Source organism: Shinella sp. (assembly GCF_052438155.1).
Classification (GTDB): domain Bacteria; phylum Pseudomonadota; class Alphaproteobacteria; order Rhizobiales; family Rhizobiaceae; genus Shinella.
Genome location: NZ_JBQVPI010000010.1, coordinates 179,285 through 203,866, shown reverse-complemented (window position 1 = coordinate 203,866; position 24,582 = coordinate 179,285). Strand labels below are relative to the sequence as shown.

Here is a 24,582-nt window from a genome sequence, read left to right as displayed (position 1 = left end):
CATGAACAAGCACACCCCTGATCTCAAGGCTGAAAAGATTGAAGGCGGCGTCCATTCCAGCGTGCGCCACGATTCCGCGCACAAGCATGTTGCCGGCACCGCCGTCTATATCGACGACATCACGGAACCTGTGGGCACGCTGCATGCCGGCCTCGGGCTTTCCACCGTCGCTCATGGCATCCTGAAGTCCATCGATCTTTCGGCGGTGCGCGCGGCACCCGGCGTCGTCGACGTGCTGACGCATGCGGACGTGCCCGGCGTCAATGACATCTCGCCGTCCAACATGAACGACGACCCGGTATTCGCCAACGGCAAGGTCGAGTTTCATGGCCAGCCGATCTTCTGCGTGATTGCCGAGACGCGTGAAGAGGCCCGCCGGGCCGCGCGGCTGGCAAAGATCGACTATGAGGAACTGCCGGCCGATATCGATATCTGGGATCTCGACGTCAAGACCCACCGGCAGGTCGTGACCCCGCTCACCCTGAAACGGGGGGATGCGGCAGCCGCGCTTGAAAGCGCCCCGCGCCGCGTCAAGGGTCGTATGCGGCTTGGCGGGCAGGATCATTTTTACCTTGAAGGCCAGATCTCGCTTGCCGTTCCCGGCGAGGATGACGAGGTTCTCGTCTATTGCTCGACCCAGGGGCCGAGCGAGACGCAGCACATGATCGCGCATGCGCTCGGCGTGCCGAGCAATGCGGTGACGGTCGAGGTGCGCCGCATGGGCGGCGGTTTTGGCGGCAAGGAAACCCAGGCGAACCAGTGCGCGGCGATTGCCGCCATCGCTGCCAAGAAGCTGAACCGCGCCGTCAAGGTGCGGCTCGACCGCGACGAGGACATGGTCGCGACCGGCAAGCGGCATGATTTCGCCATCGACTACGACGTCGGCTTCGACGACGAGGGCCGCATTCTCGGCATCGAGTATATGTTTGCGCTGCGCGCCGGTTTTTCGGCGGACCTTTCGGGGCCGGTCGGCGACCGGGCGCTGTTCCACTGCGACAACACCTATTTCTTCCCGCATGTGCTGGCCAAGTCGGCGCCGCTCTACACCAATACGGTGTCGAATACGGCGTTCCGCGGTTTCGGCGGTCCGCAGGGCATGGTGGGCGCGGAACGCGTCATCGACGAAGTGGCCTTTGCCGTCGGCAAGGATCCGCTCGAAATCCGCAAGCTGAATTTTTATGACGCCATGGGTGTCGAGGGGACACGCAACCTCACCCCCTACCACCAGAAGGTCGAGGACTGCATCATCCAGCGCATCGTCGCGGAACTGGAGGAAAGCGCGGACTATGCCGGTCGCCGCAAGGCGATCACCGAGTTCAACGCGAAGAGCCGTGTCGTCAAGCGCGGCCTGGCGCTGACGCCGGTGAAATTCGGCATCTCCTTCACCAAGACCGAGTCGAACCAGGCAGGCGCGCTGGTGCATGTCTATACGGATGGTTCCGTGCACATGAACCATGGCGGCACGGAAATGGGCCAGGGCCTGCACCTGAAGGTGGCGCAGGTGGTGGCGGAAGAATTCCAGATCGATCTCGACCGGGTGAAAATCACCGCTACGACGACGGCCAAGGTGCCGAACACCTCGCCGACCGCCGCATCTTCCGGCGCCGACCTCAATGGCATGGCGGCGCAGGATGCCGCGCGCCAGATCAAGGAGCGGCTCATCGATTTTGCCGCCGAAAGCCATCAGGTGCCGCGCGAGCAGGTGGTGTTCCTGCCCAACCGCGTGCGCATTGGCGAAGTCGAGATCTCCTTCAACGACCTCGTGAAGAAGGCCTATATGGCCCGCGTCCAGCTCTCGGCCGCCGGTTTCTACAAGACGCCGAAGATCCACTGGGACCGGTCCAAGGGCCGCGGCCATGCCTTCTATTACTACGCCTATGGCGCGGCCTGCTCGGAGGTTTCCGTCGATACGCTGACCGGCGAATACATCGTCGAGCGCACCGACATCCTGCACGATACCGGCCGTTCGCTGAACAAGATCATCGATATCGGCCAGATCGAGGGCGGCTTCATCCAGGGCATGGGCTGGCTCACCACGGAGGAACTGTGGTGGGACGGCAAGGGGCGGCTTCGCACGCACGCGCCCTCCACCTACAAGATCCCGCTCGCTTCGGATCGCCCGAAGATCTTCAACGTCGCGCTGACCGACTGGTCGGAGGCCTATGAGCCGACGATCCATCGCTCCAAGGCGGTCGGCGAGCCGCCGTTGCCGCTCGGCCTTGCCGTGCTGCATGCGCTGTCGGATGCGGTAGCGAGCGTGGCGGACCATAAGATCTGCCCGCGCCTTGATGCCCCGGCCACGCCTGAATGCGTGCTGATGGCGATCGAGCGGCTGAAAGCCCAGAAGAAGGGGTGAGACGATGCCGGCCGTCCGCGAAGACATCCGGGACTTTCTGCGCCGCGAACCGGGGGCGATCCTGGTCGAAGTGACGGGTGCCGCGGGCTCCACGCCGCGCGACACCGATGCCTGGATGCTGGTGTCGGAGCGGGCGATCTTCGCGACGATCGGCGGCGGGCAGCTGGAATATATGGCAATCGACCAGGCACGCCGGGCCTTGCGTTCCGGCCTTGCCGCCGAACCGATGAGCGTGCCGCTCGGGCCGGAGATCGGCCAGTGCTGCGGCGGCCGGGTGGGACTTTCCTTCACGGCGCTGAACCCAGCGCTGGCAAGGGACCTTGTCACGCGCAGCGATCGGGAAATGGCGTCGCGGCCGCATGTCTATGTCTTCGGCGCGGGCCATGTCGGCGATGCACTCGCCATGGCGCTGTCGCTTGCGCCGCTGCGCGTCGTGCTGGTGGATACGCGCGAGGATGAACTCGTCGCCTGCACGGTGCCGCGCATCGAAACCTGCCTGACGGCGATGCCGGAGGCCGTGGTGCGCGATGCACCGGCCGGCAGCAGTTTCGTCATCCTCACCCACGACCACGCACTCGATTTCCTCATCACCGCCGAGGCATTGCGGCGGGAGGATGCGGCCTATGTCGGCATGATCGGCTCGAAGACCAAGCGCACGACCTTCCGCAACTGGCTGGCGCGCGAAATCGACCGGCCAGACCTGTTTTCCAATCTGGTCTGCCCGATCGGCGGCACGGCGGTGAAGGACAAGCGGCCGGCGGTCATCGCAACACTTGCCGCGGCGGAGATCATGACGGCGGCGCTGACCTGGGTTGCCGCCAGGGCGGAGCGTCCCGTGGCGGTCAGCCGGTAGACGTTTCGGCCGCAGGCTCGTCTGCGAGCAGCTTGCCGATCAGCCGCTGACATCGCTCGGCCATGAAATCGATCATCAGGCGCAGTTTCGGATCCTGGAAGCGCTTGTGCGGATAGATCGCCGCGAGCTGCACGGCGGCCGGCGGCGCGTCCTTCAGGATTTCCACCAGGCGGCCTTCTTTCAGATGGGCCTTCACCTCGAACAGCGGCTTGTTGATGATGCCGCGATCCTCCAGCGCCCATTGGGTCAAGACATCGCCGTCGTCGCTGTCATAGGGGCCGGCGACCTCGAACTTGCGCGGGCCGTCCGCCGTCACCAGCGTCCAGTAATATTCCTTCGAGCCGGGATAGCGCAGCAGCAGACAGTCGTGTTTGTCGGCGATCAGTGCGTCGGCGTTCGCCGGTGTGCCGCGGCGGGCGAGATAGGTCGGTGACGCACAGAGCACGCGTTCACAATTGAGAATGCCGCGCATGCGCAGGTTCGAATCCTCCAGCACGCCGAGCTTGAAGGCGACATCGACGCCTTCCGCAAGAATATCGACATTGTGGTCCGACAGGCGCACGCGCACTTCGATATCCGGGTATCTATCGTGGAATTCCGGGATGCCCGAGGCGATGAGCCGCCGGCCGATGCCGAGCGGTGCGGTGATCCTGAGCGAGCCCTTCGGGTTGCGCGAGAGATCGGCGATCGCCGCTTCCGCCTCGTTCACCGCCTCGATGATCTTCACAGCACCATCGTAGAACACCCGGCCGTGTTCGGTCGGCGAGAGTTTTCGCGTCGTGCGGTTGAACAGCCGCACACCGAGATGGCGTTCCAGTTCCTTGATGCGATTGCTGGCGACTGCGGGGGTGACGCGCTGGTCGCGCCCTGCCGCCGAGAGGGTACCGAGTTCGACCACGCGAACGAAGACACGCACATTATCGAGATAGGACATGGTTTCTTCTACCACATTGGCGTGCAGATCAAAGTGGGGGCGATCTTATAGATTTTTTTGAAAGTGTTGGGGATTCACCGGGATTTCCGCGAAAATCACTTGATGGCAAACAAGCCCATGGAAAATGGGTGGAGGCCCCTATGTACGAATACGCCATTGCCTGGGACTGGCTCATGTTTGCCGTCCGCTGGCTGCACGTCATCACGGCGATCGCCTGGATCGGCTCGTCCTTTTATTTCGTCGCGCTCGACCTGGGCCTGAAGAAACATCCCGACCTGCCGCCGGGCGCGCATGGCGAGGAGTGGCAGGTCCACGGCGGTGGTTTCTACCACATCCAGAAATACCTGGTCGCGCCGGCCGCGATGCCCGAGCACCTCGTCTGGTTCAAGTGGGAAAGCTACGCCACCTGGCTCTCCGGTTTCGGCATGCTCTGTCTGGTCTATTATGCCGGGGCCGATCTATACCTGATCGACCCGAACGTGCTCGACGTCTCGAAGCCGGTGGCAATCGCCATCTCGCTCGCGTCGCTGGGCTTCGGCTGGATCATCTATGACCTGATCTGCAAGTCGCCCTTCGGCAATGACAACACGCGGCTGATGGTGGCGCTGTATTTCATCCTGGTCGCGGTGGCCTGGGGTTACACGCAGCTCTTCACGGGCCGCGCCGCCTTCCTGCATCTCGGTGCCTTCACGGCGACGATCATGTCGGCGAACGTGTTCTTCATCATCATGCCGAACCAGCGCGTCGTCGTTGCCGACCTCATCGCCGGCCGCACGCCCGATCCCAAATACGGCAAGATCGCCAAGCAGCGCTCCACGCACAACAACTACCTGACGCTGCCCGTGCTGTTCCTGATGCTGTCGAATCACTATCCGCTGGCCTTCGGCACGGAATTCAACTGGATCATCGCCTCGCTGGTCTTCCTGATGGGCGTCACGATCCGCCACTATTTCAACACCACATCCGCCAATGCCGGCAATCCGACCTGGACCTGGCTGGCAACGGCGCTGCTCTTCGTGCTCATCATGTGGCTCTCCACGGTGCCGAAGGTTCTGACGGGCGAGACGGCCGATGCCAAGGTCTCGGCTGTCCAGCAGCCGTTCATCACGGCGGAAGCCTTCCCGAAGGTGCGTGACACGGTGCTTGGCCGCTGTGCCATGTGCCACGCCAAGGAACCCGGCTGGGAAGGCATGGTCGTGCCGCCGAAGGGTGTCGTGCTGGAGACGGATGGCGACATCGCCAACCATGCGCGCGAAATCTATCTGCAGGCCGGCCGGTCGCACGCCATGCCGCCGGCCAATGTCACCCAGGTTTCGGACGAGGAGCGCAAGCTCTTCGTCGCCTGGTACGAAAGCGCTGTGAGCGGGGAGAAAACCCAATGAGCGAACTGCTGATCCGTGGCCGTGTACTGACCTTCGTCAATGAGCCGCAGGGCATCGACGACACCGCATCCTATCGCTACTTCGAGGACGGCGCGGTGTTCGTGCGGGGCGGCAAGGTCGTCGAGGCCGGCGACTACGCGGATGTCAGCAAGCGTGCCGGTGCCGAAGTCGAGATTGCGGACCACCGTCCGAACCTCATCCTGCCCGGCCTGATCGACACGCATCTGCATTTCCCGCAGACCCAGGCGATCGCCTCCTATGGCGCCCAGCTGCTCGAATGGCTGAACACCTATATCTTCGTCGAAGAACAGAAGTTTTCGCGCCCCGCCCATGCGGCGGCCGTGGCGGATCGCTTCATGGACGAGCTTTTGTCCAACGGCACGACGACCGCCGTCGCCTATTGCTCGGTGCATCCGGAAAGCGTCGAGGCCTATTTCTCGGCGGCCGAAGCGCGCGGCATGCGCATGATCGGCGGCAAGGTGATGATGGACCGCAATGCGCCGGACGCGCTGCGCGATACGCCGCAGCATGGCTATGACGAGACGAAGCGCCTGATCGAAAAGTGGCACGGCCGTGGCCGCGCGCATTATGCGATCAGCCCGCGTTTTGCCATCACCTCGACGCCGGAGCAGTTGGAGATGAGCCAGGCGCTCGTTGCCGAACATCCGGAATGCTACGTCCAGACCCATCTTTCGGAAAACCGCGACGAGATCGCCTTCGCGACCTCGCTCTATCCGGCGGCGAAGGACTATACGGACATCTATGCCCGTTACTGCCTGTTGAACGACCGCATGCTGCTCGGCCATTGCATCTATCTGAGCGACCGCGAAATTTCGGTTCTCGCCGAGAGCGGTGCCGTCGGCGTCTTCTGCCCGACCTCGAACCTCTTCCTCGGCTCGGGCCTGTTCGATCGCGACCGGTTCGACAAGCTTGGCGCCCGCTGGTCGGTTGCGACCGATGTCGGCGGCGGCACGAGTTTTTCCATGCTGGAAACGATGGACGAGGCCTACAAGGTGCTGCACCTGCAAGGCCAGCGGCTGACGCCGTTCGCCTCCTTCTACCGCATGACGCTCGGCAATGCCCGCGCGCTCGGCCTCGACAACCATATCGGCTCGCTGCATGCGGGCGCGGATGCGGATATCGTCGTGCTCGACTCCAGCGGCAAGTCGGCGATGGAATACCGCATGCAGACGGCCACTTCGCTCGCCGAAGAACTCTTCATCCTTCAGACCATGGGTGATGACCGCTGCGTGGCGGAAGTCTATGTCGCCGGCAAGCCCATGAAGGGCAAGGCGGCCAAGCGTGCGGCTGCGGCAAGCCGCCCGCTCGAAAACGCCTGACTATTTGAGGGTGCAGACACCATTCGCGCCGCCGTGTCCGGTATAGGAAACGGCGGGCGAACCATCCGGGTTGATCGAGAGCGAAATCGTCACCCCGTGGCCCTTGGCCTCGTAATAGTTGTCGTTGAAGACGTGCAGCTTGGCTTCCGTACCATTGAAATAGATCGGCCCGCCCTCGTCGGCATGAACTTCGATGTTGCCGGGACAGGTGGCGTTGACGAGCGGAATCTTTGCAACAGCGGGACTTGCTGCAAGAAGTGCGAAGGCGGCGATGGCAAAACGGGCTTTGGCTATCATCGGCAAATCCTTTCGTGACTACGCCGCGTAGACTGGCCGATGAGGCTTTAAAGTCAAGTGCGCTTCGCCCGCCCGCCCATCGCCTTGGTCAGCCCTTCCGCCGCCGCGCAAACAACCGGGCCGAAGGCATCGACCTTGCTGTCGGGCAGCCGCACCGCCGGCCCCGACACGGAAATGCCGGCGACCGCCTCACCATATTCGTCGAAGATCGGGGCTGCGACACAACGCATGCCGAGCGTATGCTCCTCGTCGTCGATCGACCAGCCGCGGATGCGGATCCTTGCAATATCCTCGAGCAGCGTCGGCACGGAATCGCGCGTCTTGTCGGTGAAATGCTGCAGGGTGCGGCCGGCCAGCAGCGCCTCGATGCGGGCGTCCGGCCAGGTCGAGAGGATGGCCTTGCCGATGCCCGAGGCATGGATCGGCCCGCGCCGGCCGGGGCGGAAGAAGGCGCGCATCGGCGCATGGCTCTCCACCTGCGAGATGAACACCACGTCGCCGTCGTCCTCGATGGCGATATTGGCGGTCTCGCCGCAGCCTTCCATCAACTGCTTGAGGAACGGCCGACTGATCGTGCCAAGCTTGCGGAAGCGCAGATAGGCGGTGCCGATCTCGAAGGCCTTGACGCCGATCGTCCAGGCGCCCGTCTCGCCGTCATGGGTGACCATGCCGTGCTGGGCAAGCGAGGTCAGCAGCCGGTGCACCGTGGAGGGCGCCATGCCGGACTGGTCGGCAAGATCCGTCAGGGCAGCGCCATCCGCCTGTGCCACCAGCTCCAAGAGCTTGAGGCTGCGATCCAGCACCTGCACGGAGGAGGCCACCGCGTTTTCCGCCGGTTTGCGCCCCGGCCTGCCCCGCGTCTTTTCCTGATGGTCTGCCATGTCATTTCTCCTGTCCGCCGCAGTCATGACATAGCCGGCCCGCGTCGATTGTTCCAGTTTTGTTGAAAATGTTTATTTCCATCTGATGGGATTGATTTCCATTTTGTGATTGCGCCGGATCATAAATGCGCTACCTTCCATCCCAAGAGACGGAGGAAATCCCATGGCTAAAATGCGTGCTGTCGATGCTGCGGTACTGGTTCTGGAAAAGGAAGGCATCGATTGTGCCTTCGGTGTTCCGGGTGCAGCGATCAATCCCTTCTATTCGGCGCTGAGGGCGCGCGGCACGGTCCGCCATGTTCTCGCCCGTCACGTCGAAGGCGCAAGCCATATGGCGGAAGGCTACACCCGAGCCCGTGCCGGCAATATCGGCCTGTGCATCGGAACGTCCGGTCCGGCCGGCACCGACATGATCACCGGCCTTTACTCGGCGCAGGCCGATTCGATCCCGATCCTCTGCATCACGGGCCAGGCGCCGCGCGCCCGCCTCGACAAGGAGGATTTCCAGGCGGTCGATATTGCGAAGATCGCAGCCCCCGTCACCAAATGGGCGGTCACCGTCATGGAGCCGGGCCTGGTTCCCTACGTCTTCCAGAAGGCGTTCCACACCATGCGTTCGGGCCGTCCCGGCCCGGTCCTGGTCGACCTGCCGATCGACGTCCAGCTCGCCGAAATCGAATTCGATATCGATGCCTATGAGCCGCTCGAGCCCTACAAGCCGGCCGCGACGCGGGTCCAGGCCGAAAAGGCGCTCGCCATGCTGAACGCGGCCGAACGCCCGCTGATCGTTGCCGGTGGCGGCATCATCAATGCGGATGCCTCGGACCTGCTCGTCGAATTCGCTGAAATCACCGGCGTTCCGGTCATCCCGACGCTGATGGGCTGGGGCACGATCCCCGACGACCATCCGCTGATGGCCGGCATGTGCGGCCTGCAGACCTCGCATCGCTACGGCAATGCGACGATGCTCGCCTCCGACTTCGTTCTCGGCGTCGGCAACCGCTGGGCCAACCGCCACACCGGCAATGTCTCGACCTACACGGAAGGCCGCACCTTCGTTCACGTCGACATCGAACCGACCCAGATCGGCCGCGTCTTCACGCCTGATTTCGGCATCGTCTCGGATGCGGGCGCAGCACTCAAAGTCTTCCTCGACGTTGCGACGGAGTGGAAGGTTGCCGGCAAGCTGCGCGACTGGTCCGGCTGGGCCGAGGAATGCCGCGAGCGCAAGCGCACCATGCTGCGCAAGACCCATTTCGACCAGGTGCCGCTGAAGCCCCAGCGCGTCTACGAAGAGATGAACAAGGCCTTCGATCGCGACACCTGCTACGTTTCGACCATCGGTCTGTCCCAGATCGCCGGCGCGCAGTTCCTGCATGTCTACAAGCCGCGCAACTGGATCAATTGCGGCCAGGCCGGTCCGCTCGGCTGGACGCTGCCGGCAGCGCTCGGTGTTCGTGCCGCCGACCCGGATCGTCCGATCGTCGCTCTGTCGGGTGACTACGACTTCCAGTTCATGATCGAGGAACTGGCCGTCGGCGCCCAGCACAAGCTGCCCTACCTGCATGTCGTCGTGAACAACTCGTATCTCGGCCTCATCCGCCAGGCCCAGCGCGGCTTCAACATGGACTTCGAAGTCTCGCTCGCCTTCGACAACATCAATGCCACGGCGGATTCGGAAGCCGGCTACGGTGTCGACCACGTCGCGGTTGCGGAAGGTCTCGGCTGCAAGGCCATCCGGGTGCGCAGTGCCAACGAGTTCCAGGAAGCCTTCGCCACGGCGCAGGCGCTGATGAAGGAACACCAGGTTCCTGTCGTCATCGAGTTCATCCTCGAGCGCGTCACCAACATCGCCATGGGCGCCGATATCAATGCCGTCGTCGAGTTCGAGGAGCTTGCCGAACGCGGCGAAGACGCCCCGACCGCCACGTTCGCTCTGCTGGATTGAGGAGAGATAATATGCCGAAATTTGCGGCCAACCTGACCATGCTCTTCAACGAGGCGCCCTTCATGGAGCGCTTCGCGCTGGCCGCCAAGGCCGGCTTCGAAGGGGTCGAGTATCTCTTCCCCTATGATTTCGACAAGGATGCAATCCGTGCCGAACTGGACAAAAACGGCCTGACCCAGGTGCTGCACAACCTGCCGGCCGGCAACTGGGCCGGCGGCGAACGCGGCATCGCGGTCCTGCCGGACCGTGTCGACGAGTTCCGCCAGGGCGTGGCCAAGGCCATCGACTATGCGACGGCGCTCGGCTGCAAGCAGGTCAACTGCCTGTCGGGCATTGCGCCTGCCGGCGTGCCGGACAGCGTGCTGCGCTCGACCTTCGTCGCCAACCTGAAGCTTGCGGCGACCGAGCTCGGCAAACACGGCATCAAGCTATTGATCGAGCCGATCAACCGCTTCGACATTCCGGGTTTCTACCTGAACACGCCGGACCAGGCGGCCTCGATCATCGCGGAAGTCGGCAGCGACAACCTGTTCATCCAGTACGACCTCTACCACCAGCAGCGCACCGAGGGCGAACTGATCGGCACGTTCAAGAAGCACCAGGCCAGGATCACCCACGTGCAGCTGGCCGACAATCCGGGCCGCAACGAACCGGGCACCGGTGAGATCGCCTATCCCTTCGTGTTCAAGACGCTCGATGCGCTCGGCTACGACGGCTGGATCGGCTGCGAATACAAGCCGCGCGCCACCACGCAGGAAGGCCTCGGCTGGCTGGCCGAAGTCGGCCGCTGAGCACAGCAATTCCAGCGGTTTTGCGTCCGGAATTGCGCAAAACAAGCAAATAGTTTCAAGATTGGGAGTTTAGTTCATGGCAAATATCGGTTTCATCGGCCTCGGCATCATGGGCACCCCCATGGCGCGCCATCTGCAGAACGCCGGCCACACGGTCGTCACCTCGAAGTTCTTCATCCCGCCGCACAAGGACCTGGTCGATAACGGCCTGCAGATCGTCGACAGCCCGAAGGCGCTGGCCGAGACCGTCGACACGATCATCCTCATGCTGCCCGACACCCCGGAAGTGCAGGACGTGCTGTTCGGCGAGAACGGCGTCGCCTATGGCCTTTCGGCCGGCAAGCTTGTCATCGACATGAGCTCGATCTCGCCGATTGAGACCAAGGAATTCGCCAAGAAGGTCCGTGCGACCGGCGCCGAATATGTCGATGGCCCGGTCTCGGGCGGCGAAGTCGGCGCAAAGAACGCCTCGCTCTCCATCATGGCCGGCGGTTCGCAGGAGAGCTTTGACCGTGCCCTGCCGCTCTTCGAGCTGATGGGCAAGAACATCACGCTCGTCGGTGATTGCGGTGACGGTCAGGTGACCAAGGTCGCCAACCAGATCATCGTGGCCCTCACCATCGAAGCGGTTGCCGAAGCTCTCGTCTTCGCCTCGAAGGCCGGCGCCGATCCGGCCCGCGTTCGCGCAGCACTGATGGGCGGATTTGCCTCCTCGCGCATCCTCGAAGTTCATGGTGACCGCATGGTCAAGCGTACATTCGATCCTGGCTTCCGCATCTCGCTGCACCAGAAGGACCTCAACCTGGCCCTCCAGGGCGCCAAGGCACTGGGCGTTTCGCTGCCCAACACTGCCTCGACGCAGGAACTTTTCAACCAGTGCGCCGCCCACGGCGATGCGGGCCTCGATCACTCAGGTCTCGTCACGGCGCTGGAGCGCATGGCGAACCACGCCGTCGCATGACGACGGCCTGACCGGGCGGGGAGGGGAGCCCCGCCCGGTCACCCTTTCCTGGAGGAGGAAGACAGCCTCTCATCCCGCCGTGCCAACTTCCGCTTTGGAGGATGGCACTGGCTTGCGGATGAGGGGCTGTGTTTAATACGACCACCCGCATGACCCGGAGGAACCGCATGCCCCCAATCGCCGATCCGCGCGCCTTTCTCGAAACCCTCTTTTCCGTTGCGGTCGCTGCCGCCGACCCGGAAAAGGTGCTGGCCGCCAACCTGCCGGAAAAGCCGAAGGGCCGCACGGTGGTGATCGGTGCCGGCAAGGGTGCCGCGCAGATGGCGCGCGCCTTCGAGCGCCTGTGGGATGCGCCGCTCACCGGCGTCATCGTTACGCGCTATGGATATGCCGTGGCCTGCGAGCGCATCGACGTTCTTGAAGCCGCCCATCCGGTGCCGGATGACAGCGGGCTACTCGCTTCCGGCCGGTTGATGGCCGCCGTGCGGGGCCTGACGGCAGACGATCTGGTCGTCGCACTCGTCTGCGGTGGCGGTTCCGCGCTTTTGCCCGCACCGGCCGGTGATTTGACGCTGGCCGATGAAATCGCCGTCAACAAGGCGTTGCTCGCCTCCGGTGCGCCGATCAGTGCCATGAACGCCGTGCGCAAGCAGGTCTCGCGCATCAAGGGTGGACGGCTTGCAGCCCTTGCCCATCCCGCCCGCGTGGTGTCCCTCGTCGTCTCCGACATTCCGGGCGACAACCCCGCCCTCGTCGCCTCCGGCCCGACCATTGCCGACGCCACGACGCGCGCCGATGCGCTTCGTCTCATCGAGCGCTACCGCCTCGACCTGCCCGAGGCCGTGATGCGCCATATCCGCGACGGCAAGGACGAGCCGCCGCTGCCGTCCGATGCCTGTTTTGCCCGCAACGAGGTCAGGCTCGTCGCCTCCGCCGCCGTTTCGCTGGAGGCGGCTGCCGAAGCCGCGCGGAAGGCCGGCGTCGAAGCCGTCATCCTTTCCGATGCGATCGAGGGCGAGGCGGCGGAAGTCGGTCGCGTCCACGCGGCGATCGCCGCCGAGGTGGTGCGTCGCGATCGGCCTTTCCGGAAGCCGGTTGTCATCCTCTCGGGGGGAGAGACGACCGTGACGATCAAGGGTAAGGGCAAAGGCGGCCGCAACGGCGAATTTCTGTTGTCTTTCGCCTGCACCACGGATGGTCTCGACGGCCTTTCCGCGCTCGCCGCCGATACGGACGGCATCGACGGCTCGGAGGACAATGCCGGCGCCTTCGCCGATGGGGGCACCGTCGCGCGCCTCGCGGACCAGGGCAAGGATGCCGCCGAATTTCTCTCCCGCAACGACAGCTGGACCGCCTTCGACGCGCTCGGCGACCTTTTCGTGCCCGGCCCGACCGGCACCAATGTCAACGATTTCCGGGCGATCCTCATCCAGTAGCGTGGCATGAAGACAGCCGGGTAAACCGGGGCCGAGTTTGACAACGGTGGCTCAGGCCGCCTCCGCGTGCCCCGTTTGGATGTTCCACAGGTTGCGGTAGAGGCCGGGGCACTCCACGAGCCTGTCATGCGAGCCGGACTGGATGATGCGGCCCGCGTCCATCACGTGAATGGCGTCCGCATGAACCACGGTGCTCAGCCGATGTGCGACGAGGATCACGGTGCGCTTGCCCTTCATCTTGGCGAGCGAGCGCTGGATTGCCGCTTCCGTCTCGTTGTCGACGGCGCTTGTCGCCTCGTCGAGGATGAGGATGGCCGGATCGATCAGCAGCGCGCGGGCGAGCGCGATGCGCTGGCGCTGGCCACCGGAAAGTTTCTGGCCGTATTCGCCGATCTGGCTTTCGTAGCCGTCCGGCAGGTCGCGGATGAAGCCATCGGCTTCCGCCATTCGCGCGGCCGCCTCGACCTCCTCGCGGCTCGCGGCCGGCTTGCCATAGGCGATATTGTCGGCGATCGAGCCGGCAAACAGCGTCACTTCCTGCGGAACCCACGCCATGCTCTTGCGCAGGCGCTCGCCCGACCAGTCGGCAAGCGGCACGCCATCAAGAGTAATGCGGCCCTTCTGCGGGCGGATGAACAGGCCAAGCAGCTTGATCAGCGTCGACTTGCCGCTGCCCGTCGGGCCGACCAGTGCCACCGTCTCGCCCGCCCGGATGGCGAGGTTGATATCGGTCACGCCGCCGGGACCGGTCGTATAGCGGAAACTTACGTGGTCGATCTCGAAGCGGCCAGAGACCTTTGCATCGTGCTCGCCATGCGGTTCGCCGCGCGGCTCGTCGAGCAGGCGCAGGATGCGGCGCGTCGAGGCCATGGCGCGTTCGTAGAGGTCGGCGATTTCCGCAAGCCCCGTCATCGGCCAGAGCAGGCGCTGGGTCAGGAAGACGAGCAGGCCATAGGCGCCGACCTGCATCTGCCCCGTCAGCGTCAGCCAGCCGCCGATCAGGAAGGTGGCCAGGAAGCCGGACAGGATCGCCATGCGGATGATCGGGATGAAGGCCGACGAGACGCGGATCGCCGCACGGTTCGCCTCGACATAACCGAGGCTTTCCTTCGTCAGCGCTGCTGTCTCGCGCACTTCCGCGCCAAAGGCTCGGATGGTCTGGAGGCCCTGCAGGTTGGTGGTGAGCCGTGCGCCGAGGCCGCCGGCGCGTGCGCGCACCGCGTCGTAGCGCGCCTGTGCGCGGCGCTGGAACCAGAAGGCCCCGGCAATGATCGCCGGCACCGGCGTAAAGGCGATGACCGCGATCAGCGGACTGACGATGAAGAAGACCGCGCCGACGAGAATGACGGCGGCAAAGGTCTGGATCAGCTCGTTGGCGCCGCGATCGAGGAACCGTTCGAGCTGGTTGATGTCGTCGTTCAGCACCGCGACGAGATCGCCGGAGCGGTTTTCTTCGTAAAAACTGGTCGGCAGGTGCTGGGCGTGGTCATAACAGAGGATGCGCAGGCGGTGTTGCACGTCCTGCGCCAGGCCGCGCCAAAGAATCTGGTAAAAATATTCGAAGAGCGATTCGCCGAACCAGATGAAGAAGGTCGCGATACCGAGCAGGGTGAGTTGCTGCACCGGATCGGTGATGCCGATCTGTGCCACGAAGGAATCCTTGCCGCGCACCACCACGTCGAGCGCGGTGCCGATCAGGATTTCCGGCATGACGTCGAAGATCTTGTTGATGACCGACGAGGCGACCGCCCGCGCCACGCGGCCCTTTTCCTCGCTGACAAGCGACAGCAACACCCGGAGCGGATGACGCTGGCCGGAGGAGAGCGGGGCAGACACTGGCGAGGCAGTCATGGGATCGGAACCTGTTTTCGAAGGGCGTAGCGCGCCCGAACGCCGGAGCTGGCGACGTTCACGCCTCTAGCCGGGAGAACCGGCGCTTGCAATCTCTTAATCCTGTTCGCCAAAGAAGCGCCGCCCAAAGCCTGCCTTAACGTCACCTTAAGGTTGCCCGCGCCTTGATCGGCGCGAAAGGGCGGATGACGCCGCCCGGCATCGCCCGAACCATGTGCGGGTGCAGCGTTTCAGCCCTTTGCGACGGATGACCGGAATGAGCCCAGCAACCATCACCTCCTCCGCCAATGCCTCGGCCCCGCTCGCCGTGCAGGTGGTGCGCCAGTACATCCCGAACCGCGGCGGGCTGGAGGATGTCGTCGCACAGCTTTCCCGCCAGCTTTTGTCGCGCGGCTTTCGCGTGCGGGTCGTCACGCTCGACCGGCTGTTTTCCGCCCCGGACAAGACCCTGCCCGCCCGCGAGATGATCGACGGCGTCGAGGTGGTGCGCATTCCCTTCTCCGGCAGCACGCGCTACCCGATCGCGCCAAAAGTCTTCCGCCATCTCGCTGACGCCGACCTCGTGCATGTTCACGCGATCGACTTCTTCTACGATGCGCTCGCCTGGGGCTGGCTCCTGCATCGCAAGCCGCTCGTCGCCACCACCCATGGCGGCTTCTTCCACACGGCGAAATTTTCCGGCCTCAAGACGCTGTGGTTCAACACGACGACGCGTTTTTCCTCCTTCGCCTATCGCCGGATCATCGGGTGCAGCGCGCAGGATACCCGCACGTTCCAGCGCATCGCCGGGCGCCGCGTCACCCGCATCGACAACGGTGCCGACACGCAGAAATTCGCCGATGCCGGCGCGCGCGAACCGCGCCGCCGGCTGATCACGATCGGTCGCTTCTCCGTCAACAAGCGCCTCGACCGGCTGATGGACGCCATGGTGCCGCTGGTGGCTGGTAATCGCGAATGGCATCTGGAGATCGCCGGCGTGCCGGGTGATCATTCCGGAGACGACCTTGCCGCCATGGTGCGCGCCCGCGGGCTCGAGAAGAATGTCGATGTGCATGTCGGCCTGTCGAACGGCGCCGTGCGCCACCTGATCGGCGATACCTCACTGTTCGCCTCGGCCTCGGAATATGAAGGTTTTGGACTTGTCGCCATCGAGGCGATGACGGCGGGGCTGGTGCCGGTGCTGCATCCGAACGTCGCCTATACGGATCTTGCGGCCAGCCATCCGGAAATCCGGCTTTGCGATTTTGCCGACGCACGGCTTGCCGCCGAAGGTCTTGGCGACGCCTATACGATGCTTTCGCGCGACCCGGCCGGCTATCGCCGCGCCGCAATCGAGGCGGCTGCGGCCTATTCGTGGGACCGGGTGGCGGATCGCTATGTCGACGTCTATCGTGCCGCCCTTGGCGACGGCCGGCGCGAGGAACCACGTGGCTTGCTCACGGAGCGGACCGGCGCCTGAGCCGAACGGAGACAGGCATGCGATCCTCATCCCGGAGCGGTACACTCTTTCGACTGGTGGCAGCCATGGTGGCCTTTTCGGTTCCCCTCCAGGCGAGCGCTGGATGCCTGCGCGGCATCAATCTCGCCGGCGCCGAATTCGGCGAAGGGCGTGGCACCTACAACAAGGACTATGCCTACCCTTCGGAAAAGACGATCGCCTATTTCGCCGGCAAGGGCTTCAATGCCGTACGGCTGCCCTTCAAGTGGGAGCGGCTGCAACCGCGGCTCGGCCGCGGCTTCGACAAGGCGGAACGCAAGCGGCTTGCCGAAACGGTCAAGGCGCTGCGCGGTGCCGGCATGACCGTCATCCTCGACCCGCACAACTACGCCTATTACGGCGACAAGCAGATCGGCTCGACCGAGGTGCCCAACAGCGCCTTTGCCGATTTCTGGAAGCGTCTTGCGGAGGACTACAAGGATGACGACGGCGTGCAGTTCGGCCTGATGAACGAACCGCACGACGTGCCGGCCGATCAATGGCTCGCCTCCGCCAATGCAGCCATCGCCGGAATTCGCGAAACGGGTGCCAAAAACCTCATCCTGATCCCCGGCACGATCTGGACGGGTGCGCACAGCTGGGAGGACGACCGGCCGGGCGGCGCAAACGGCACCGTCATGCTCGGTATCGAGGATCCGGCCGACAACAATGCTTATGAGGTCCATCAATATCTCGACAAGGATTTTTCCGGCACGACCGACACCTGCGAACGGGCGGATGACGCGGTCGGCGCTCTCCAGCATTTCACCGATTGGCTGAAGCGCAACGGCAAGCGCGGCTTTCTCGGCGAGTTCGGTGCATCGGCCAATCCGGCCTGCCTGGACGGGCTAACCCGCATGACGGCGCTGATCGGTAAGGAAGCGGATGTCTGGACCGGCTGGACCTACTGGGCGGCCGGCGACTGGTGGCCGGCGACGGAGCCGCTCAACATCCAGCCGACCGCCGAGGGCGACCGGCCGCAGCTCGCAGCCCTCGTTTCAGGCGGCAACCTGCCGGCCCGGCCCGGCAGCTGCCTTGCGCTTCGCCGCTAAAAGCGTCGCCAGTTCCTTGCCGTGGTCGAAGGCATTGGAACTGCCGAGGATGAACCACATCAACGCGGCCGTCTTGATCGAATAGAACGAGTCGCTGATCAGCATCAGAAGCAGCATGTAGACGATGACCATCGAGTGGAATTTCCACGCCTTCGCATGGACGACCGGTGCATGCACGAACAGGCTCCAGAGCATGATGAAGCCAAAGAGGCCGAACGCCACCAACGAATAGGCAAGGCCTGAATCCGAGACGAACTGGCTGGTCGTTTCGATACCGAGCACGACTCCGATCGTCAGCTGCGTCAGGATATGCGCCGTCACCGCGAAACGCCCGGCAAGATCGTTCGGCCCGCCACCCTCCACCGAAGTCACGCCATAGACCGCCAGCACCGCCAGCAGCAGGAAGGGCAGCACGCTCCAGAAGATGCGCGGCAGGAGCTGATAGAACGGGTAGAGCAGCGTGATGAGCACGCAGGTGTAGAGGCCGAAACGCGCATCCGCCAGCGCCACCACGGTGAAGGCAAGCAGGAAGGTGAGCCAACGCCCCTTGAAGGCCTGCCCGCGAAACAGCGCCCAGGAATAGATGATCACCGCGAAATTGCCCATGGAGACCGGCTCCAGGAACACCGAGGAGACGCGGTGCTGGCCGAGGAAGGGCAGGATGGTGCGTGCTTCCGGGCGTTGGCCGGAGATGAACAGGCCCTTGGTCTGTCCGAAGGTCTGGTCGAGCGTCACGGAACCACGCGCGAGGTAGTAGCCGATCACGTTGAAATATTCGAGGAAGGTTTCGAGGAAGAGATATTCGAACAGACCGAAGACGACGACGATGACGGCGCTTGCCACCACCAGCCGGTCGCAGAGTTTCAGGTCGGCGATGCGCCGGCCCATGAAATAGAAGACCAGCGGGATGAGGATGTCGCGGATCGGCTTCGGGTTCACCGCGCCGCCGCGCAGCATGAACAGGAAGACCATGTAGGTGAAGAACACGGCGAGGAAGATGTAGAGGCCGGATTTTCGCGTCATCGCGGCGATGAAGGCGCATCCGACGATCGCCAGTTCGGCCAGCATCACATGGCTGTCGGCCATGCCCATGATGCGCGTGTTGACGAAGGCGAGGAACGGGTTGAACACCAGCGCGCCCAGCACGGTGATGATCGCGAGAAACCGGTAGAGCCGCATGGCAAGCGGCAAACCGCCATCCGCCTTGTCAGGCGCCGGCACGGCATGACGGACGAAGCCGCCGGAGCCGGGATGTCCTGCATAGGCTTGCCGCGCCGCCATCTCGATCTCCTCAGGCGGCCCGGTCGCCGATAAGGATGTTGCCGACCAGCTTGTCGCGCCATGGCGCGATTTCGGAGACCAGCGCCGAGAGCGCCTCGCTGCCGGTCGTGCCGATGGCGGAGACGACCAGGATGCCGTCGACATGGCGCAGCACGGCGGGAAGGATCGCTTCGGCCGGCGTGCCGCAGCAGTCGATGATCGTAAAATCGGCCGCTTCGTCGCGGAAGGACGTGCTGACGCGGGCCGACGAGAGGGCCGCGACCTTGCGCAGCCCGCCGGAGCCGAGGCGGCGGAAATGCAGCATGTCTTCCAGCGTCTGGGCGTGGCCGCGCGAATGCCGCTCGCCGGAGGGCCGTGCGAAATCGGTGCGGATCTTCACCGAGCCGGTTGCGCGCAGCGGGCTCTGCGCCACGCGGCGAAGCTCGCCGTCGGAAAACAGCACGTCCTGGCCGAGCATCTGCAATTCGCGGGCAATGCCGAGTGCGGCATTGCCGTAGCCGGCGCTGCCGGCGGAGAGCACGGCGATGGTGACCGGAACCCCCGGCTCGAACTGCGCGTCGAGCAGATGTGCCGCGCGTGTGAGGCCGGAGACGCGCGGTGTCGCGTCATGCCGTGCCGCATCGCGGCCGAACGGCACCACGCGGGCGAACTTGTCGCTCCAGCGGGTTTCGCTGCGGCCGGCATTCTCGTTTTCGATGACGGCGATGACGGGCGCGCCGGTCTTCGTGACGAGGTCCTTTTCCGAACGCACGGTGCCGCCGAACAGTTCGCGCACCACGGCGAGCGCCGCACCGGCGGCCGTGCCGAAGAGAATGGCGGCGATGAGCACCAGCAGTTTCGGCGCCTGGATGGCTTTGCCGGACGGCGTGGCAGCCGAGATGATGCGCGAATTGCCGTTGCCGAGACCCTGCTGGCGGCCGAGTTCCTCGGCGCGCGTCAGGAACGACTTGTAGACGGTGTCGATCGCGTCCGCCTCGCTGATGAGCTGCGCCAGGCGGTAACGCACGTTGCCATTGTCGCCCGTCGCCGTGGCCTGTTCATCGAAGCGCTTCTGCACCGAGGCGAGGTTCGTCTGCGCCCGCTGATAGGTGTTGGCCGAGAGCTGGCGAATGCGCACGAGCTCTTTTTCGATCGCGCCACGGATACTGGCGATCTGCGAGCGCACCGCCTTCATCTGCGGATGGCCATTGCCGAGATTGGCCGAAAGCTCCGCCTGACGGTCGAGCATCTGCGAATAGCGGCTGCGCAGCCCCGTCAGTGCGGTGGATTGCAGGGCTTCCGGAATGGCGCCCGATTCGACGTTGGACATGTTGAGCTGTTGCGCCTGGTCATAGGCCGTCTTCTGCTGCTCGACCTGCTGGCGGGCGGCGATCAACTGCTGATTGAGCGCGGCAAGCTGCTGGTCGGCGATGAGCCCCTGCTCACCGGTCGTCAACAGGCCGTTCTCGGCCCGAAAATTCTCCACCATGGCACGGGCATCGAGCACGCGCTTGCGCAGCTCTTCCGTCTGCTCCTCGATGGTCCTGGAGGTACGCAGATTGACGTCGAGGCGCGACGTGTCGGCGATGCGCAGGTAGCTTTCGGCGATGGCATTGGCGATCTTCGCGGCCATTTCGCTATCGCGGTGCTTCATCTGGATGGTGAAAACGAAGGTGTCGCCGTTGCGGGCGACCAGCAGGTTTTCGAGGATGGCATCGACGGCGCCGTCGGTCGCGTCCCCCGCCGGCGGCTTGCGCCCGAGGATTTTCGAGACGAGGCCACCGCCCCCACCCGTGAGATACGGGTCCTTCTCGAGGTCGAGACGCTTGACGACGTCGCGCAGCACTTCACGCGACTGGAACAGGAAAAGCTGGCTGCCGATCAGCTGCTGCATGTTCATCGTGCCGCCGGTATCCGTACCGACGACGGGGCCGCGCTGGATATCGACAAAAACTTCCGCCGTGGAGCGATAGAACGGCTTCTGCGTCATCACGAAGCCGAGCGCGAGCACGGCACAGGCAAGCGCGCAGAGAATCACATAGTGGATTCTCTTCAGTACAATTCCCGGCAACTGAAAAATATCTATGTCCATGGAACGCCTGAACGGCCGCCTCTGGCAACCAGCCTGCTGAAATGATGCTCTGCCACGGCGCAATGGTCACGCGATGGCTAGGTCGCACATTCTCAGGATATGGTTAACAAAGCCTCAATTTGGTGGGCGCGTATCAGCATGGGACAGCTGCAATCCCGCGCAACCCATTGAAAAACAAACGTCGGTCAGACTTTCTTTAGCGGGTCGCGCAAAACAGCGTCCCACGCCCGATCAGGTGGCCGAAGCGCTTCACCGAATCTTATCCATGTCCCTTCAGCCGATCTTATCAACCGTCGGTTATGTTTTTGCGGAAGAATACGACGACGGCCCGCTGTCCGGCCGTGAACGACAAACAAAGCGATGGAGAACAACATGAAGCAGAAGATCCGTGACATTCTGGGCAAACACGGCGGTCTCCCGGTGCCGGTCGAGACGCTGGCCGACGATGCCGATCTCTATGCGGCGGGCCTGTCGTCCTTCGCCTCCGTACAGGTGATGCTCGGCATCGAGGAAGCCTTCGACGTCGAGTTTCCCGACAATCTCTTGAACCGCAAGTCCTTCCAGAGCATCGCCGCGATCACGCGGGCGGTCGAAGGTCTGACCGGCAATGCGGAGGCGGCCGAATGACCATGACCGTCGGTACGAGCCTTGCGGAACGCGCCCAGCGCGTCGCCGCCGTGGCCGCAGTGCATGCCGACGACGTGGACGCCAAAGGTCGTTTCCCCCGGGAAGCGGTCGATGCGATGATCGCCGAACGGCTGCTCTCCATCCAGATCCCCAAAAACCTCGGCGGCGAGGATGCCTCGGTCTCCGAGATCGCCGAAGCCTGTTCGCTGATCGGCCAGAGCTGCTCGGCGGCCGCCATGGTCTTCGCCATGCACCACATCAAGCTGTCGAGCGTCGTCTCGCACGGCGCCGGCGACACCTGGCACGCCACTTTCATGCGCCGGGTCTCCGACGAACAGCTGCTGCTCGCTTCGGCAACGACGGAAGGCGGCATCGGCGGCAACCTGCGCAACAGCATCTGCGCCATCGAGGTCGACGGCGACACCTGCCGCCTCACCAAGGACGCCACCGTCATCTCCTACGGCGCGCATGCCGACGCGATCCTCATCACGTCGCGGGCGCACGCCGACGCCGCCTCGACCGACCAGGTCATGACCGTCTTCACCAAGGACCAGTACACGCTGGAGCAGACCCATGTCTGGGATACGCTCGGCATGCGCGGCACCTGCTCGGACGGCTGGCTGTTCAAGGGCGAAGCACCGAAGGAACAGATCCTTCCCAAACCCTTCGCCGAGATCGCCGCCCAGTCGATGCTCGCCACCTCGCACCTGCTGTGGAGTGCGGTCTGGTACGGCATCGCCGTCAACGCGGTTTCCCGCGCCCAGGCTTTCGTCCGCGCCGCCGCGCGCAAGAGCCCCGGTGTCGCACCGCCCGGCGCACTGCGCCTCGCGGAAGCCTCGAACCTGCTGCAGCTCGTCAAGTCGAACACCATCGCCGGCCTTCGCGAATACGAGGCCGCCAAGGCGGATCCGGACAAGCTGTCCTCGATGGGCTTTGCGGTCGCGATGAACAACGTGAAGATCGCCTCCTCGGAAACGATCCTCGCCATCATCAACCAGGCGATGCTGATCGTCGGCATCATGGGCTACAAGAACGGCACGCCGTTCAGCCTCGGCCGGCACCTGCGCGATGCCCATTCCGCCCAGCTGATGATTTCCAACGACCGCATCCTCGGCAACACGTCAAACCTCCTGCTTGTCCACAAGCAGGACACCAGCCTGATCGGGTGACACCATGGATATGCAGACCTCCCTTCTCGACAGGCTCTTCGATTCGGGCCTGCTCATCGATACCGGCGTCGAAGGCCTCTATGGCCGCAGCGGCGCCTTCGAGGACGTCATCGCCCGCTTCGAGCGGCTGATCGACGTCTATGGCGGCCCCGACGGCGCGGAAGCCATGCGCTTTCCGCCCGGCATGAACCGCGCGCATTTCGAGACCTCCGGCTACATGAAGAGCTTTCCGCAGCTCGCTGGCACCGTGCACGCCTTCTGCGGCGCCGATCTCGACCATATGAGCCTGCTGCAATGCATGGAAGTCGGTGGCGACTGGACGAAGGACCAGAAGGCGACCGACATCGTGCTGACGCCGGCCGCCTGCTATCCGCTCTATCCGACGATCGCCAAACGCGGCCGCCTGCCGGCCAAGGGCGGTCTCTACGACCTGCAGTCCTATTGCTTCCGCCACGAGCCCTCCAACGACCCGGCCCGCCAGCAGCTTTTTCGCATGCGCGAATATGTCTGCATGGGCACGCAGGAGCATGTGACCGAGTTCCGCCAGACCTGGATGGACCGCGGCCTGGAGATGATGGCCAAGGTTGGCCTCGACGTGACGATGGACGTGGCGAACGACCCGTTCTTCGGCCGCGCCGGCCGCATGATGGCCAACAACCAGCGTGACCAGAACCTGAAGTTCGAACTGCTGATCCCGGTCACCTCGGCCGCCAAGCCGACGGCCTGCATGAGCTTCAACTACCATCAGGACGCCTTTGGCACGAAGTGGGGCCTCAACCTCGAAAACGGCGACGTCGCGCACACCGCTTGCGTCGGCTTCGGCCTGGAGCGCATCGCGCTCGCCCTCTTCGCCCGCCACGGCATGGATATCGCAACCTGGCCGACGGATGTCCGCAAGGTTCTGGGATATCAGGACTGAACATGGCTGCCGTCTTCGCCGGGGCCAATCCCGAGACCCATAGGCCGCACGCGCTGCACGATGCGGAGCGCATGTGGCCGGAGACGAATTGTTACGTCGACCTCTGGATCGAGGTGCTGAATGCGTTCGGCACCCATCCCGAGGCGATGCTCGGCTTTTCGCTGACCCAGGATTTCGAGGGCGACCAATTCACCTTCTTCAAGGTGCCGTTGGAAGACCTCGAAACGCTCTACGGCATCCGCGCGACGGAACTCGCCATCTTCGACAAGGTCGAGAGCCACGTCGCGACCCAGATCGCCCGCGGCCGCCTCTGCCTCGTCGAGATGGACAGCTTTTTCATGCCGGACACCCGCGGCGTTGCCTACCGCCAGGAGCACGGCAAGACGACGGTCGCGATCAACCGGCTGGATCTCGAAAACAAGCAGCTCGACTATTTCCACAATGCCGGCTTCTTCCGGCTGGAAGGCGAGGATTTCGACGGCCTGTTCCAGCTGAACAACGGCCCGGACGATCTTCCCTTCCTGCCCTATACGGAATTCGCCAGGTTCCCGGAAAAGCGGGCCGACGACGCGCATCTGCGCCGCGAGGCAAAACGCCTGCTCGCCTTCCATTTCGGCCGGCGTCCAACGGAAAACCCGGTTGCGGCCTTCGCGAAGGTGTTTCCAAAGCAGGTCGAGGCCGTGGCGGAGCGACCCTTCGGCTTCTTCCACAAATACGCCTTCAACACATTGCGCCAGCTCGGCGCCAATTTCGAGCTGGCCGGCAGCCATCTCGACTGGCTGGGCCTTGATGGCGGCGACGCCGCGCGAAAAATTTCCGAGACGGCGAAGTCCGTGCAGTTCCAGCTCGCCCGCGCGGTAACGCGCCGGAAGTTCGATCCGCTGGCGACGGCGCTCGACCCGGCGATCGAGGCATGGGATACTTTGATGTCGAGCCTTGCCGCCCGCATCGACTGA

Annotated in this window: 20 protein-coding genes; 14 read left to right on the top strand and 6 right to left on the bottom strand. The window is 64.1% G+C overall.

From position 1 onward, the window contains the following. The first annotated feature begins 1 nt into the window (after position 1). Positions 2-2,356: a xanthine dehydrogenase molybdopterin binding subunit gene (gene xdhB / locus ACT6VE_RS19550; protein WP_444800181.1), complete on the top strand. Its 2,355-nt coding sequence runs from the start codon at positions 2-4 to the stop codon at positions 2,354-2,356. A gap of 4 nt (positions 2,357-2,360) precedes the next feature. Further along, complete coding sequence (xdhC, locus tag ACT6VE_RS19545; protein ID WP_444800180.1) at positions 2,361-3,209, top strand: xanthine dehydrogenase accessory protein XdhC; 849 nt, start codon at positions 2,361-2,363, stop codon at positions 3,207-3,209. Here the strand turns inward: xdhC and ACT6VE_RS19540 are convergent. Continuing rightward, complete coding sequence (locus ACT6VE_RS19540) at positions 3,199-4,143, bottom strand: LysR family transcriptional regulator (protein WP_444800179.1); 945 nt, start codon at positions 4,141-4,143, stop codon at positions 3,199-3,201. The two genes, xdhC and ACT6VE_RS19540, sit on opposite strands and share 11 nt — an antisense overlap. A gap of 140 nt (positions 4,144-4,283) precedes the next feature. On the opposite strand from ACT6VE_RS19540, the gene ACT6VE_RS19535 reads away from it, so the two are divergent. Together ACT6VE_RS19535 and guaD are read left to right on the top strand one after the other, a co-directional pair. Then, a complete protein-coding gene (locus ACT6VE_RS19535; protein ID WP_444800178.1) occupies positions 4,284-5,525 on the top strand; it encodes a urate hydroxylase PuuD in 1,242 nt (413 codons plus the stop codon). Further along, positions 5,522-6,865 carry a guanine deaminase gene (guaD, locus tag ACT6VE_RS19530; protein WP_444800177.1) on the top strand — a complete coding sequence of 448 codons (1,344 nt, stop codon included), beginning with the start codon at positions 5,522-5,524 and terminating at the stop codon, positions 6,863-6,865. The genes ACT6VE_RS19535 and guaD overlap by 4 nt, the downstream gene beginning before the upstream one ends. Here the strand turns inward: guaD and ACT6VE_RS19525 are convergent, their stop codons facing one another. Continuing rightward, complete coding sequence (locus ACT6VE_RS19525; protein WP_444800176.1) at positions 6,866-7,162, bottom strand: hypothetical protein; 297 nt, start codon at positions 7,160-7,162, stop codon at positions 6,866-6,868. A 53-nt stretch (positions 7,163-7,215) separates the two neighbouring features. Further along, positions 7,216-8,043: an HTH-type transcriptional regulator BhcR gene (gene bhcR / locus ACT6VE_RS19520; protein ID WP_444800175.1), complete on the bottom strand. Its 828-nt coding sequence runs from the start codon at positions 8,041-8,043 to the stop codon at positions 7,216-7,218. Between the two features lie 163 nt (positions 8,044-8,206). Here bhcR and gcl point away from each other — a divergent pair, with 163 nt between their 5' ends. The 4 genes from gcl to ACT6VE_RS19500 all read left to right on the top strand — a co-directional run bounded on the left by gcl (position 8,207) and on the right by ACT6VE_RS19500 (position 13,179). After that, positions 8,207-9,991 carry a glyoxylate carboligase gene (gcl, locus tag ACT6VE_RS19515; RefSeq protein ID WP_444800174.1) on the top strand — a complete coding sequence of 595 codons (1,785 nt, stop codon included), beginning with the start codon at positions 8,207-8,209 and terminating at the stop codon, positions 9,989-9,991. An 11-nt stretch (positions 9,992-10,002) separates the two neighbouring features. Then, on the top strand, positions 10,003-10,782 hold the full coding sequence (gene hyi / locus ACT6VE_RS19510) for a hydroxypyruvate isomerase (protein WP_444800173.1): 780 nt from the start codon (positions 10,003-10,005) through the stop codon (positions 10,780-10,782). A gap of 76 nt (positions 10,783-10,858) precedes the next feature. Beyond that, the gene (locus ACT6VE_RS19505; RefSeq protein ID WP_444800172.1) at positions 10,859-11,743 is read left to right on the top strand and encodes a 2-hydroxy-3-oxopropionate reductase; all 885 of its coding nucleotides are present in this window, start codon (positions 10,859-10,861) and stop codon (positions 11,741-11,743) included. Between the two features lie 167 nt (positions 11,744-11,910). Beyond that, positions 11,911-13,179 (top strand): glycerate kinase type-2 family protein, encoded by a 1,269-nt coding sequence (locus ACT6VE_RS19500; RefSeq protein WP_444800171.1) that lies wholly within the window; start codon positions 11,911-11,913, stop codon positions 13,177-13,179. A gap of 51 nt (positions 13,180-13,230) precedes the next feature. On the opposite strand, the gene ACT6VE_RS19495 is transcribed toward ACT6VE_RS19500, so the two are convergent. Then, positions 13,231-15,030 carry an ABC transporter ATP-binding protein gene (locus ACT6VE_RS19495; protein ID WP_444800170.1) on the bottom strand — a complete coding sequence of 600 codons (1,800 nt, stop codon included), beginning with the start codon at positions 15,028-15,030 and terminating at the stop codon, positions 13,231-13,233. A 256-nt stretch (positions 15,031-15,286) separates the two neighbouring features. Between ACT6VE_RS19495 and ACT6VE_RS19490 the strand changes: the two genes are divergently transcribed. Together ACT6VE_RS19490 and ACT6VE_RS19485 are read left to right on the top strand one after the other, a co-directional pair. After that, on the top strand, positions 15,287-16,489 hold the full coding sequence (locus ACT6VE_RS19490; protein ID WP_444800169.1) for a glycosyltransferase family 4 protein: 1,203 nt from the start codon (positions 15,287-15,289) through the stop codon (positions 16,487-16,489). A gap of 17 nt (positions 16,490-16,506) precedes the next feature. Beyond that, complete coding sequence (locus ACT6VE_RS19485) at positions 16,507-17,559, top strand: glycoside hydrolase family 5 protein (RefSeq protein WP_444800168.1); 1,053 nt, start codon at positions 16,507-16,509, stop codon at positions 17,557-17,559. Here the strand turns inward: ACT6VE_RS19485 and ACT6VE_RS19480 are convergent. After that, positions 17,506-18,840: a UDP-phosphate alpha N-acetylglucosaminyltransferase gene (locus tag ACT6VE_RS19480; protein WP_444800167.1), complete on the bottom strand. Its 1,335-nt coding sequence runs from the start codon at positions 18,838-18,840 to the stop codon at positions 17,506-17,508. The genes ACT6VE_RS19485 and ACT6VE_RS19480 overlap by 54 nt on opposite strands. 10 nt (positions 18,841-18,850) lie before the next feature. Further along, positions 18,851-20,911 (bottom strand): GumC family protein, encoded by a 2,061-nt coding sequence (locus ACT6VE_RS19475; RefSeq protein WP_444800166.1) that lies wholly within the window; start codon positions 20,909-20,911, stop codon positions 18,851-18,853. Between the two features lie 372 nt (positions 20,912-21,283). On the opposite strand from ACT6VE_RS19475, the gene ACT6VE_RS19470 reads away from it, so the two are divergent. The 4 genes from ACT6VE_RS19470 to ACT6VE_RS19455 are packed head-to-tail and all read left to right on the top strand — an operon-like array spanning position 21,284 to position 24,582. Beyond that, a complete protein-coding gene (locus ACT6VE_RS19470) occupies positions 21,284-21,538 on the top strand; it encodes an acyl carrier protein (protein ID WP_444800165.1) in 255 nt (84 codons plus the stop codon). Next, complete coding sequence (locus tag ACT6VE_RS19465) at positions 21,535-22,707, top strand: acyl-CoA dehydrogenase family protein (RefSeq protein WP_444800164.1); 1,173 nt, start codon at positions 21,535-21,537, stop codon at positions 22,705-22,707. The genes ACT6VE_RS19470 and ACT6VE_RS19465 overlap by 4 nt, the downstream gene beginning before the upstream one ends. A 4-nt stretch (positions 22,708-22,711) precedes the next feature. Then, positions 22,712-23,626 carry an amino acid--[acyl-carrier-protein] ligase gene (locus ACT6VE_RS19460; protein ID WP_444800163.1) on the top strand — a complete coding sequence of 305 codons (915 nt, stop codon included), beginning with the start codon at positions 22,712-22,714 and terminating at the stop codon, positions 23,624-23,626. A gap of 2 nt (positions 23,627-23,628) precedes the next feature. After that, positions 23,629-24,582 (top strand): DUF1839 family protein, encoded by a 954-nt coding sequence (locus ACT6VE_RS19455; protein WP_444800162.1) that lies wholly within the window; start codon positions 23,629-23,631, stop codon positions 24,580-24,582.

Bases quoted from the DNA above. Each gene is read 5' to 3' on its own strand.
- xdhB (WP_444800181.1), top strand. From the start codon at position 2: ATGAACAAGCACACCCCTGATCTCAAGGCTGAAAAGATTGAAGGCGGC.
- xdhC (WP_444800180.1), top strand. From the start codon at position 2,361: ATGCCGGCCGTCCGCGAAGACATCCGGGACTTTCTGCGCCGCGAACCG.
- ACT6VE_RS19540 (WP_444800179.1), bottom strand. From the start codon at position 4,143: ATGTCCTATCTCGATAATGTGCGTGTCTTCGTTCGCGTGGTCGAACTC.
- ACT6VE_RS19535 (WP_444800178.1), top strand. From the start codon at position 4,284: ATGTACGAATACGCCATTGCCTGGGACTGGCTCATGTTTGCCGTCCGC.
- guaD (WP_444800177.1), top strand. From the start codon at position 5,522: ATGAGCGAACTGCTGATCCGTGGCCGTGTACTGACCTTCGTCAATGAG.
- ACT6VE_RS19525 (WP_444800176.1), bottom strand. From the start codon at position 7,162: ATGATAGCCAAAGCCCGTTTTGCCATCGCCGCCTTCGCACTTCTTGCA.
- bhcR (WP_444800175.1), bottom strand. From the start codon at position 8,043: ATGGCAGACCATCAGGAAAAGACGCGGGGCAGGCCGGGGCGCAAACCG.
- gcl (WP_444800174.1), top strand. From the start codon at position 8,207: ATGGCTAAAATGCGTGCTGTCGATGCTGCGGTACTGGTTCTGGAAAAG.
- hyi (WP_444800173.1), top strand. From the start codon at position 10,003: ATGCCGAAATTTGCGGCCAACCTGACCATGCTCTTCAACGAGGCGCCC.
- ACT6VE_RS19505 (WP_444800172.1), top strand. From the start codon at position 10,859: ATGGCAAATATCGGTTTCATCGGCCTCGGCATCATGGGCACCCCCATG.
- ACT6VE_RS19500 (WP_444800171.1), top strand. From the start codon at position 11,911: ATGCCCCCAATCGCCGATCCGCGCGCCTTTCTCGAAACCCTCTTTTCC.
- ACT6VE_RS19495 (WP_444800170.1), bottom strand. From the start codon at position 15,030: ATGACTGCCTCGCCAGTGTCTGCCCCGCTCTCCTCCGGCCAGCGTCAT.
- ACT6VE_RS19490 (WP_444800169.1), top strand. From the start codon at position 15,287: ATGAGCCCAGCAACCATCACCTCCTCCGCCAATGCCTCGGCCCCGCTC.
- ACT6VE_RS19485 (WP_444800168.1), top strand. From the start codon at position 16,507: ATGCGATCCTCATCCCGGAGCGGTACACTCTTTCGACTGGTGGCAGCC.
- ACT6VE_RS19480 (WP_444800167.1), bottom strand. From the start codon at position 18,840: ATGGCGGCGCGGCAAGCCTATGCAGGACATCCCGGCTCCGGCGGCTTC.
- ACT6VE_RS19475 (WP_444800166.1), bottom strand. From the start codon at position 20,911: ATGGACATAGATATTTTTCAGTTGCCGGGAATTGTACTGAAGAGAATC.
- ACT6VE_RS19470 (WP_444800165.1), top strand. From the start codon at position 21,284: ATGAAGCAGAAGATCCGTGACATTCTGGGCAAACACGGCGGTCTCCCG.
- ACT6VE_RS19465 (WP_444800164.1), top strand. From the start codon at position 21,535: ATGACCATGACCGTCGGTACGAGCCTTGCGGAACGCGCCCAGCGCGTC.
- ACT6VE_RS19460 (WP_444800163.1), top strand. From the start codon at position 22,712: ATGGATATGCAGACCTCCCTTCTCGACAGGCTCTTCGATTCGGGCCTG.
- ACT6VE_RS19455 (WP_444800162.1), top strand. From the start codon at position 23,629: ATGGCTGCCGTCTTCGCCGGGGCCAATCCCGAGACCCATAGGCCGCAC.